Annotated in this window: 8 protein-coding genes; 2 read left to right on the forward strand and 6 right to left on the reverse strand. The window is 69.9% G+C overall.

Features of this window, described 5'->3' with window-relative positions; translation table 11 throughout:
• Positions 1-549 precede the first annotated feature (549 nt).
• Positions 550-3,165: a DEAD/DEAH box helicase gene (locus IE294_RS45485; protein ID WP_189895198.1), complete on the forward strand. Its 2,616-nt coding sequence runs from the start codon at positions 550-552 to the stop codon at positions 3,163-3,165.
• Between the two features lie 384 nt (positions 3,166-3,549).
• Positions 3,550-4,374: a hypothetical protein gene (locus IE294_RS45490; RefSeq protein ID WP_189895199.1), complete on the forward strand. Its 825-nt coding sequence runs from the start codon at positions 3,550-3,552 to the stop codon at positions 4,372-4,374.
• 383 nt (positions 4,375-4,757) lie between these two features.
• Here IE294_RS45490 and IE294_RS45495 read toward each other — a convergent pair whose 3' ends face one another.
• The 6 genes from IE294_RS45495 to IE294_RS45520 form a co-directional block, all read right to left on the reverse strand.
• Positions 4,758-5,129, reverse strand: coding sequence for a helix-turn-helix domain-containing protein (locus IE294_RS45495; protein ID WP_229918164.1), 372 nt, complete (start codon positions 5,127-5,129; stop codon positions 4,758-4,760).
• Between the two features lie 17 nt (positions 5,130-5,146).
• Complete coding sequence (locus IE294_RS45500; RefSeq protein ID WP_229918166.1) at positions 5,147-6,121, reverse strand: tyrosine-type recombinase/integrase; 975 nt, start codon at positions 6,119-6,121, stop codon at positions 5,147-5,149.
• Positions 6,122-6,310: 189 nt separating this feature from the next.
• Positions 6,311-6,754: an AAA family ATPase gene (locus tag IE294_RS45505; protein ID WP_229918168.1), complete on the reverse strand. Its 444-nt coding sequence runs from the start codon at positions 6,752-6,754 to the stop codon at positions 6,311-6,313.
• The gene (locus tag IE294_RS45510) at positions 6,744-8,339 is read right to left on the reverse strand and encodes a TnsB C-terminal domain-containing protein (RefSeq protein WP_229918170.1); all 1,596 of its coding nucleotides are present in this window, start codon (positions 8,337-8,339) and stop codon (positions 6,744-6,746) included. Before IE294_RS45510 ends, IE294_RS45505 begins: the two co-directional genes overlap by 11 nt.
• A gap of 381 nt (positions 8,340-8,720) precedes the next feature.
• Complete coding sequence (locus IE294_RS45515) at positions 8,721-8,996, reverse strand: hypothetical protein (protein ID WP_189895201.1); 276 nt, start codon at positions 8,994-8,996, stop codon at positions 8,721-8,723.
• A 1,003-nt stretch (positions 8,997-9,999) separates the two neighbouring features.
• Positions 10,000-10,224: a hypothetical protein gene (locus IE294_RS45520; RefSeq protein ID WP_189895202.1), complete on the reverse strand. Its 225-nt coding sequence runs from the start codon at positions 10,222-10,224 to the stop codon at positions 10,000-10,002.
• Between the last annotated feature and the right edge of the window lie 193 nt (positions 10,225-10,417).

Raw genomic sequence — 10,417 nt, forward strand, 5'->3', positions numbered from 1 at the left:
GCTTCGCTCCGCGAAGGCGACGCGCCGCCGCTACGCGGCGGATTCCGCGCAAGCGCGGAATAAGCCCGGAACTCCGTTCCGGGGGCTCGACCGCTGACGCGGTCGAGAGGAATCCGGCTCCGCCGGATTCCCGCCCGGCGTCGGGCCGCTCCGCGCCCCGCCCCCGGGCGGACGGCGTGCGCTCCGCGCTCGCCTGGAGCGGCAGCAGTAAGAGAGGGGTCTAACACTGTTTGCAGGCAAGCAAACTGACGGAGCATCATTCCGCTCGCCCCTGCCGGGGCCCGAACCCCCAACTCGGGGACCGGCAGGCAGGAGACTACCGCCCCCGACACCTCCGCACGGCAGCAGAACCGTCAACCTGACGAACCTTCCCCAACCGTCATGCGTCATGACGCACCATCGGGATAGAGTCTGGGCTCGGCACGCACCCTCTCCCCCGGATCCACCCTCACCACATGCACAGAAAATACCGGCCCGTCAGTTCCACTCCTGTCACCGGAAAACCACCACTCGTCACCTCTTATAGCCGAACAGAAAGCGGATCTCTGAATGTCCCCCATTGAATTGCGGCCGCATCAGGCGGAAGCCGTGGACGCCGTGGTGAATCACCTTCAGGACCCGCCCGGTGGATGCATTCCCCTGGAGGGACTGCGGACGCAGGTAATCGCCGCTACTGGATCGGGCAAGACGCTGATTGCCGTGGAATCCGCGCGGCGGCTTTCCGTGCGGCGCGTGCTGGTCCTGGTCCCGACGCGGGACCTGTTGACCCAGATGGCCGGCGCGTGGCGCCGAGGTGGCCGGCGGGGCGCCATGGTCGGGGTGTGCGACTTGCGGCCCGAGGAGAGTGACGGCATCCCGTGCACCACCGACCCGGATGAGCTCCTGTCGTGGGTGCAGGACCTGGAGCAGGTGACTGTGTTCGCGACCTATGCGGCGGTGGGGCTGGGCAAGCTCCAGCGGGCGCACGAGGCGGGGTTGCCGGTGTGGGACCTCATGATCGTGGACGAGGCGCACAGGACGAGTGGTGACGGGTTGAAGCCGTGGGCGGCGGTGCACCATCAGGCGCGGATTCCTGCGGTGCGGCGGCTCTACATGACCGCGACGCCGCGTGTGTGGGAGGCCGAAGGGGAGCAGCCCCGGTTGGTGGCGTCCATGGACGAGGACTCGCCGGTGTTCGGGCCGGTGGCGTATGAGCTGAAGCTGTCGGAGGCGATCCGGCGGGGGATCGTGGCGCCGTATCAGGTGGTGTGCGTGGACATCCGGGATCCCGGCCTGTACGCCGCTGTGGCCGAGGAGGCTGCGGGGTCGGACCGGGTGCGTGGGGCGCGGCTCGCGGCCCTTCAGACCGGGTTGCTGACGGCTGCGGCGCGGGAGCGGCTGCGCAGGATCCTGACCTTCCACAGCCGGGTGTCGGAGGCGGAGGCCATGGCCCGGGGCGTTCCGTTGGTGGCGGCGCGGCTCGCCGAGGACGACCCGGAGACCTTCCCGCCGGCGGAGCGGGTCTGGTCGGACTGGCTGCACGGGGACCACGCTCCCGGGTATCGGCGTGAAGTGCTGGATGAGTTCGCGTCCGATTTCATCGGTGGTGCCCGGTCGGATATCCGGGCGGCGGTGCGTGTTCTCAGCTCTGTGAAAGTGCTGGGGGAAGGCGTGGATACGGCGCAGTGTGACGCGGTCGCTTTCTGCGATGCCCGGGGTTCCATGGTCGACATCGTGCAAATGGTCGGGCGTGCCCTGCGACTGAGTCCGGGAGAGGGTAAATTGGCGTCTTTGGTGGTGCCGGTATTCCTCGGTCCGGATGAGGATGCCGATGACCTTTTGACGTCGGATGCCTACGGGACCCTCGCGAAGGTGCTCGGGGCGCTGCGGGCGCACGACGCGGACACGATCGCGGCTCTGGCCGATCCACGGCAGCGCAGCGGACGCCGGACCGGCGACGAAGACGCCCAAGTGCCGCTGTCGGAGTCGGTGTTGGGCGGCGGGGACGACGCGGGCCAGGCCCAGGACGGTGAGGACCAGGGCGTCGAGGACCAGGGCCAGGATCAGGGCGCCGAGGGCCAGGACGAGGACGGCCACGACGAGGACGGGGACGGTGAGGGCGCCGGGGATGACGTGTGGGTGAGCCAGGCAGCGGCGGGCCTGCTCCGCTTCAGCAGCCCGCGCGATGCCGCGATGGTGGCGCAGTTCGTGCGCCTGCGGGTGATCGATCCGGAGAAGGCGTACTGGCGGCGCGGGATCGCTGCGGCCACCCGGTGGCGGCGTGAGAACGGGGGCGGGCAACTGCGGTTGCCGTACGACTACGTGATGCCCGAGGACGAGTCGGCCGGCGCAGCCGCCGGATTCCCGCTCGGGCGGTGGGTGGCCGATCAACGCCGCTACTACAACGCCGGAACCCTGGAAGCATCCCGCGTCAAGCAGCTCGAGAAGCTGGGCATGGTGTGGTCCCACTACGACATCGCCTGGGAAGAAGGGCTCACGGTCGCCCGGTCGTGGGCCGCCGCACACGGGCACTTCCTGCCCCCGGTCAATGCGGTGGGAGACGGCGGTTACCCGATCGGGGTGTGGGCCAAGAACAGGCGGGCAGAGGCCCGCAGGGCCATGGAGAACGCCGAACGGCGCGCCGCCGGGGAAACCGTGCCCGTGGGCGCTGGGGAGCTGCCGGAGAGCCGTCTGGCGGCGTTGGAGGCCATCGACCCGGGATGGTGCCCGCTGGGGTGGAGCGTGGCGTGGCAGCGCTGCTTCACCCTCACCCGCACCCACGTCCGGGCCGGGGGCGCGCTGCCGGAGACGGCCGGTGGACTCGTCGTGCAGGGTGAGGATCTCGGGGCATGGGTGGCGGCGCAACGACAGGGATGGGACAAGCTGACCCCGGCGCAGCAGTGGCTGCTGGGCAGCACGCTCGGGCTGGAGACGGCCGGCCCCGAGGCCCGGCCCGGGAAACTCACCGCAGATGGCAAGTGGGCACTCAACCTCCGCGCAGCCCGGCAGTACCACGACCGCGAGGGACACCTGCGCCCCGCCCGGAAGCACATCGAACGCCTTGACGTCGACGGCGAAGCCGTCGACATCAAGCTCGGGATGTTCCTGGACAACACCCGCCGCCGCGCCGACAAACTCACCCCCGAACGACGCGATGCGCTGAACCAGCTCGGCATGCGCTGGTGAGGTCGCTCCCCTGGCCCGGGACGGTGCCTGGGCCGGGTGGTCCATCACACGGGTCTGGTGAGCTTCGGGGAGGGCCGGTAGTGGGCGACTCCTGCGTAGCACATCCCCAAGGAGACAGTGAGGATCTTGGGATCGAGTTCGTCTGCGAGGGCGAGCAGACGTGTGGAGCGCAGGATGCGCGGCAGGAGGCCGACGGGGGCGAGGCTGTCGCGGACGTGGGCGGCGCCGGCCGGTCCGTGGTGTGTTCGGGTGAGCCGGGTGACGAGCAGGTGGGGGTTGTCCGTGCCGAGTCGGCTCCGGTGCTCCTGGCAGCGTTGCAGCGCCGTCCAGGTCGCTGTCCAGTGGGAGATGCACTGATCTGCCGGGGAATCGGACGCTGTGGTGGTGGGGGTCGATGTCGGCGTCGGTGAGCTGGCGCAGCTCGGTGATGGTTGCTGCGTGGAGGAGGGCGGAGAGGCCGATGAGGGCTTCGTGTGGGTGGATGGTCTGGTTGGTGGCCCACCGTTCGTACAGGATGCGCTGCCGGGCCGGGGGGAGGGTGTGTCCGTGAAATCCCCTTTGCTGCACGGCAGTTATCGGGTCCGCGGGGTTGTGGAGGATGGTCTTGGAGTGGTGGGCGTGGGCGAAGAACTGACGCATTCCTGCGAGGTGGGAGGCGCGGCGGGCCGGGGCCAGGGCGAGGAAGGATTCCAGGTCGGCGGTGGTGACGCTCGCCCAGCTCTTGTGTCCCTCGGGGTGGAGGTGGAGGGCCAGGTCGCGGATGGTGTCGAGGCGGATCTCGATGGTCTTCAGCTGGTTGGGGTGCAGCCCGAGCTGCTGGGCTTGCTCGCGTTGGAGCAGCAGGAAGTCGGCGAAGGAGTCGACCTGGGGGCGCAGTGGGCTGGGGGTGGCCTCGATGCGGCGGGTGCGGCGGGCTGCTGCGCGTCGTTCGGCGAGGTCTGGTGGCGGGGCGAGGTGGCCGTGGGTGCGGAAGAAGTCGGTGAGCGCTCCCACGAGTTCGGGTGCGTTGCTGTGGGCGTGTGCGAGCAGTGCGCGGGGGTCGCTGCTCGTGGTCGCAATGATCAGGCGTGCGGTGGTGGCGACAACGTCTGCTGCGTAGATGGGGTGACGGTGATCGGCGAGGTGTGCGGCGAAGTCGCTCCACCAGGGTGGTGCGGCGGGCATGCGCTCGGCCCAGCCGGTGGCGCGGGTGATGACGGTGTGCGGTGAGTGCTCGTAGCAGCGTTTGCACAGGCCCTTGGCCCACTGGCCGCTGGTGCCACAGCGTTCGCAGCATGCCGGGCGCGGTGCGGTGGCGGGATCGGTACAGGCCCGGCACCGCCGAGTCGCCGCATCGAGGGTGCGTCGGTGCCCGCAGTGCTGGCACGGGCCCCGTGCCGGTCGGCCTGCCGAGCGGTGTCTGCACGCCGCGCACAGGTCCTGGGCGGATCGTCGTGGAGCGCCGCAGAGGGCGCAGGTCCGTGAGCACCAGGCGCAGCGGCCGGTGTCGGGGCGCAGCCAGCGCAGGCGATGGCAGGCCGGGCAGTTGTCCTTGGCCGTCCGGGGTGCGGCAGCGGGAGGCGCGGGTGGGTTCGCGGCGGGCTTGGGTGCGGTCACAGCGGTGGTAGTGATCGGTGGCGGGGCGCGGGCTGTTGCTGCGAAGGCTGCCGGGCAGGGGTGGGGCCGGGACGCGGCGGAGGGGTTGAGGGTGCGGTGGATTCGTGCAGGGTCAGCAGGTCGCCGGGGGTGCAGTCGAGGGCAGCGCACAGCGCGGCCAGGGTGGACAGCTTCACCTGGGAGGGCTGTTTGGTGAACAGGGCGGACACCGATGCCGCGGACAGTTCGAGGCCGGCACGCTCGGCTAGGAGGCGGCGCAGTTGGGTGCCGGTCCAGATGCCGTGCTGTGCCGCGGTCATGCGCAGTCTCCACTCCACCTCGGGTGGCGGGGCGGAGGTCTGAACGGCGCGCAGAGGAGGTGTTGTCACGGGGGCTCCCGGGGGGGTCAGCCGGCCAGGCCGGTCAGGGCTGCGGACGTGGCACGGCGCCAGGCGTCCTCGACGAAGGTGAGGCAGGGCCGGACGTAGGCCATGGTGGAAGCGATGTGCTGGTGGCCGAGCAGCTGCTGGACGGTGAGCAGGTCCATGCCCTGTTCGTAGTGGTGAGTCGCGCAGGCGCGGCGCAGGTCGTGCGGGGTGAACCGGTCGCCTTCGATCCGGCCTTCGGTGTCCAGGAGGCGGGAGAGTCGGTCGCGTACGGTCTCCGGCTTCAGCGGCTGACCGTGGGTATCGCAGAACAGCGCGGCGGTATCGGGGAACAGGGGACGGATGTCGCTCTGGTACCAGGCGAGGATCCGGTCCAGGCCGTCCAGCATCGGGGCCCATCTCGGGCGTGGTCCCGAGGCGTTGGCCGCCTTGCCGAACCGCACGTGGAGCTTGCCGGACGGACCCAGTTCGGGGTGGACGTCGCACAGCTCGAGGCGGAGCGCTTCACTCAGCCTCGGCGCGGAGTGGTACAGGGTGCGCAGCAGCGCGTAGTCCCGTGCCGCGGCCGGGTAGTCGGACACGGTGGTCAGGCGGGCGCGTGTGTGAGCGAAGAAGGCCATGAGGCGTTCGGCGGTGGGCGGCAGCCGGCGGGAAGGCTCGTGCCAGACGTGGCGCAGCCGGTTGAAGCGGTCCAGCGGATCACCCACCGCCTGGCCGTACAGGGCACGGATCTCGGTCGCGTAGCGCAGGCGTACGAAGGTGTGGAACGCGCGCAGCATGTCCAGGTAACGGCGTCTGGTACCCGCAGTCCGGTCCGCGAGCAGCAGAGTGTGGAGCATCGCGTCCACGTGGGCGGGCTCGATCTGCCACACCGGGCGGTCGAAGTGGGCCAGCACCCGTGGAAGCAGGGAGGTGTAGGCGCCGATCGTCGTCGGGGCGAAGCCCCTGGTCACCCACGTCGCGGCGAAGGCCTGGACACAGTCGGCCTGGAACACCCACACGTCCCGTGCCCGTCCGGCATCGGGGGTCAGGTCAGTAAGCCCGCCCTGAACCAGCCGAAGAAGAGGCCTCTCCCCCACACTCCACCACCATCACGTCGACGATCCTCGGTTAAGGCAGCACCTGAATCCTGCGCGTGCCACCGAAGTCATCAACGAGACGCCTGAAGAAAGGCAACTCCCGCCTTACGGACAACCCCGTAACCCACACCAGCCGCGGTTGTACTGCTGAGCCTCATCGCACACGATCACGTACGGGCGCCGCGGCAGCGCGGTCATCAGCTGCCGGTACAAGGGGGTGGCAGTGCCCGGCATCTTCCCGGGCAGCCGCAGCTGGTGGAAGAGTTCCTCACGCAGGTCTTTCGGACCCGGGCGCGAGCGTGCGAACCGCAGGGACAGCAACAGATCCGGGGCGATGCGCTTGAGCGCGGCACGGGCGGCGAACGTCTTGCCCAGACCGGACTCGCCGTAGATCAGCGACATCGCCCTCGCCTCGATCGTCTCGGCGATCGTGTCCTGGACCTGGAGCAGCACATCGGTCGTCACCAGCTGCGCGCCGGGGACGTCGAGGAAGAACTCCGGCTCCATGTCCCCCCATTCCCAGGGCCCGGGCGGCACTTCACTGGTCACAGTCACTCCTCATCGAGGGCTCTTCGTCAGGGACGGCACGCAAAGGCACGGCCCAGCCCGGGGCGGGACCCAGACGCGGCACATAACGCTCGGTCGCCCGCTCGCGCGGGGCGAGGGCACGAGTCTGGTCGGCGGTCTTGAGCTCCTTCGCCGCCTGAGCCGAGGTCATACGCGGCAGCCGCCTGGGCGGACCTGCTTGCGTGGATGCGGCGAACCGGTCCCGGCGCCCGGCCGCGGAACGCTTAAGAGCGCGCCGCAACTCGCGGTCCCTGGCCGAGCGGGACTTCAAAACGGCGCGGCGCTCTTCCTCACTCGCCTCGTCCGCGAGGACCGCCCGGCCGAGATAACGCTTACCGGCAGCGGTGTACAGATCGATCTCGTGAGCATGGTGCGGCATGAAGTGCACCCTCACCCGGGTACCGACCCGGCCCACGCCGTCCTCGGGCATATAGAACCGGCCGTGGAAGTGGACCCCATGACTGGTGATCTTCCTCGGGCGGTCATCGCCGGACATCATGTAGGCGCGCAGATCAGACGCGCTGACCTCGCGCAACTCGGTCGTATCGGCCTGCCAGGCCTCAAGCGGCGTCATCCCCGTACGCGCCACGACGTCCACGGTGTTGTGCCGCTCGACCCACTCGCGCAGCAACGCCACGAACGCCTCGTAGGCCAACGGCGGATCGTCCTGGCCGGCCCGCCGGCGGTGATCCAGGAGCGGGGCCTTGGTGTAACGGGGCAGATCGGCGAAGAACCTGCTCACCGCCGTCCGGTTCAGGCGCTCCACGCCACCCTTGTGCCGAGGCGTGTAGACCCGCTGCAGCGGCACACCGAGCGCGCCGAAGGCGTCCTTGACCGCTTTGGACACGAAGTCCGCGCCGCCGTCGATCCGCACCAGCTCCGGCAGACCCCCGGCCGGCCCGTAGTCGTCGCCGGTCAAGACCGCCGAGCGCAGCGCGGCCAGGACCGAGTCCCGGTGCGCACTGGACGCGGTGACCGCCCACCCCATCACCATCGACGTCGCCCGGTCCTCATACCAGGTCACCCACACCCGAGACAGGGAGCCATCAGGCAACACAACACGAAGGGGCGCGTGCTGGTGATCGGCCTCCCACACCTCGTTACGGTGAACCACCGGCCGCTTGAACGCAGGGTCGTAACCACGCGCCGCCGGGACGCCCTCACGCAGCCCGGCCATGAACCCCGGCGTGAGATCCCGGCGGATCGCATCATGCAGCGTGCTCAGCCCCGGTGGCCGCCGGCCCGCTACACGGGCCCGGCGGGCCAGTTCCTCATGCGCCCGCTTCACATTTCCCAGACAGTCCGCGAGAACCTCACCGACCTCGTCGGTGATCTCAAAACGGGCGCGCGGCGCGGGTTCAACTGATCCGGTCTGATCGGCCCGCGCCAGCCACCGCCACACCGTCCGCACACTCACACCCAGCGACGACGCCACCAGACGGACATGCGCCGTCGACAACTCGCCTTCCACCCGCCGCTGCTGAAGAGATCGCACCGCCACCGCGCGCAGCAACTCACGCCGGTCAGCCAGCGACGCTGAGCCCGCGCCGTCCTCCTCGTCCGTCACAGCCCCGGACGCTACGGAGCAAACCCATCACCAGCCAAAACGCAAAAACGCTTCACCGCCCCGCGTTGATGAACCACCCCGAAAACCACTCCCCCAACACGACCCACCTGCTACAAGCCACCGCCCGGCGTAGGACGTACGACCCCCACGACACCAGCCGGCACGGCCACCCGTCACCGCCAAACACGGCCCCCTGTCACTACCGGACACCACAAAAAACGGCCCCACCAGCCCCTCAACCAATGACGCCCAACCCACACCAACCAATGACACCCAACCCGCACCTCACAAACCTTCTGTGGCTGCCTCACAAGCCAGCCGCCGGTTAATTGCGGTGGCCCGCGCCGACTGCGCCTCGGCGCGGACCACTGCCCCGCGCGCTCACCGGCGAGGGCCGTCCCAGGGGCGGATCAGCTTCGCGTAGAGGATCGCTGCACCTGGCAGGTAGACACCCAGGACCGTGCCGGCGGCGCTGAGCGGGTCGGCCCAGGACGGCCAGAGGCGCACCACCATTGCCGTGCCGAGCGCCAGCAGCATCCCTCCGGCGACGAGCGCCAGGAGCAGGCTGCGGCGCACGACGGTGTAGAGCTGGCGGGCTGGGGCGAGCTGCTGGTCGTCGGCGGCCGGGGTGGGAACGGCCGGGGTCTGGTCGGACATCGGGTGCGGTCTCCTTGTCGGTCGGATCGGGGCAGGGCTGCCCCTGGGTTGGCGGCGGGACCTTGCAGGGCCCTCAGCCCTTGCGTCTCGGGGAAGGCCCCCAGACAGGCGGCGCTCAGGTTCGTGGATGCGGGGGTTAGCCCCGCAAGTCCGGCCTGACCAGCGCGTTCACACCCGTTGTGAGCTTCGTCACGCGGTGGGCGTGGGGTCGGGCAGGTGGCGCTGCGGCGGCATCGACTCTGCCAGCTCAGAATCTGAATTCAATAGCTCTGACCTGCGAAAACACCGCCCGCCTGGACTTGAATGCACGGCCCCGGTCCGGTAGGGGGCCTACTTGGTTATGGGGGAAATGAGCGCCGATGTTTGGGTCGATCTCAGTTGTCATCAAGGGAGTCGGAGACCTGACGGGCGGACAGGAGGGCACGGCGGTGCAAACCGGGCACGGCCCGGGGGGCTTGCCCAAGTGGCCGTTCGCTCCACGCGCGCCTCAGACGCGCATATTTCGCGCCCGCGAGGCCCGTTGCGGCGCCGGACGATGAACGTGACGAATTCGATGATCGGCTGCCCATCGGCTCACGATCGGCCGGCATCGGCGGGCCACGCCGATCGACCGCCGGTCCCGGACCGATCCCCACCTGCCGCAACCATTGAGGCCGTTCAACAACCGCCACCCCACCCCGAGGCGCTGTAGGGCGATCTGACGATCAAACAGGCCCCGCCCTGACGACGAGACCCGGAGCGAAAGACGGCCGCCCAGCGGCCTTTCCGGGAACGCTTGCGCCCCGGGTCAGGCGGCGAAGCCGATATCGGTGACGTACTCGTACTGGCCCCACTCCGAGCCGAGGCCCACGGTTGCGTAAACAGACAGACGGCTGGGCCCCACCGACGCACAGTCAGCACAACGGCGGCGGGCGGCACCCTGGTGGGGTACCACCCGCCGCCGTGTGGGCCAGCCAGGTCAGCGCGCCGACTACCTCCCTGAGGCAGGGTCTGTCAGGGCGTGCTACCGGGCGTGGCCGGTCCCCTGGTCGGGGCTGGCCCCCGCCGAGCTGCCGCCCGCTGCGACAACGACGGCGAGGACGGCGGCGATCGCGGCGACCGCGGCGATGCCGGCCGCGACCGGGTTGCTGAGAGCCGGGCGGCGGTGCACCGCGTAGACCACGGCGCCGACGACGAGCGCGACGACCAGGACCAGGAGCACGACGACCAGCAGAGCGAGCGTGGACATGGGTTCTGTTTCCCCCTAGGGAGCAGCACGCGGACGGTCCGCGTGGACGGTGAAAGGGCGAGCCCTCTTTGCCCATGGGTCACGGGATGGCTCCCGGACAGGGCGGCCTCAGGGCCAGGGATGCGGCGGTTAGGGTCTGTTGTGAAAGTGCTGGTCACAGCCACTCGTTGATGGCTGCGACCAGCACGGTCGC

The sequence above is a fragment of the Streptomyces canarius genome (assembly GCF_014650735.1).
Classification (GTDB): Bacteria; Actinomycetota; Actinomycetes; order Streptomycetales; family Streptomycetaceae; genus Streptomyces; species Streptomyces olivaceoviridis.

Excerpts from the sequence above, each read along its gene's own strand:
- IE294_RS45485 (WP_189895198.1), top strand. The coding sequence starts at position 550 with ATGTCCCCCATTGAATTGCGGCCGCATCAGGCGGAAGCCGTGGACGCC.
- IE294_RS45520 (WP_189895202.1), bottom strand. The coding sequence starts at position 10,224 with ATGTCCACGCTCGCTCTGCTGGTCGTCGTGCTCCTGGTCCTGGTCGTC.
- IE294_RS45515 (WP_189895201.1), bottom strand. The coding sequence starts at position 8,996 with ATGTCCGACCAGACCCCGGCCGTTCCCACCCCGGCCGCCGACGACCAG.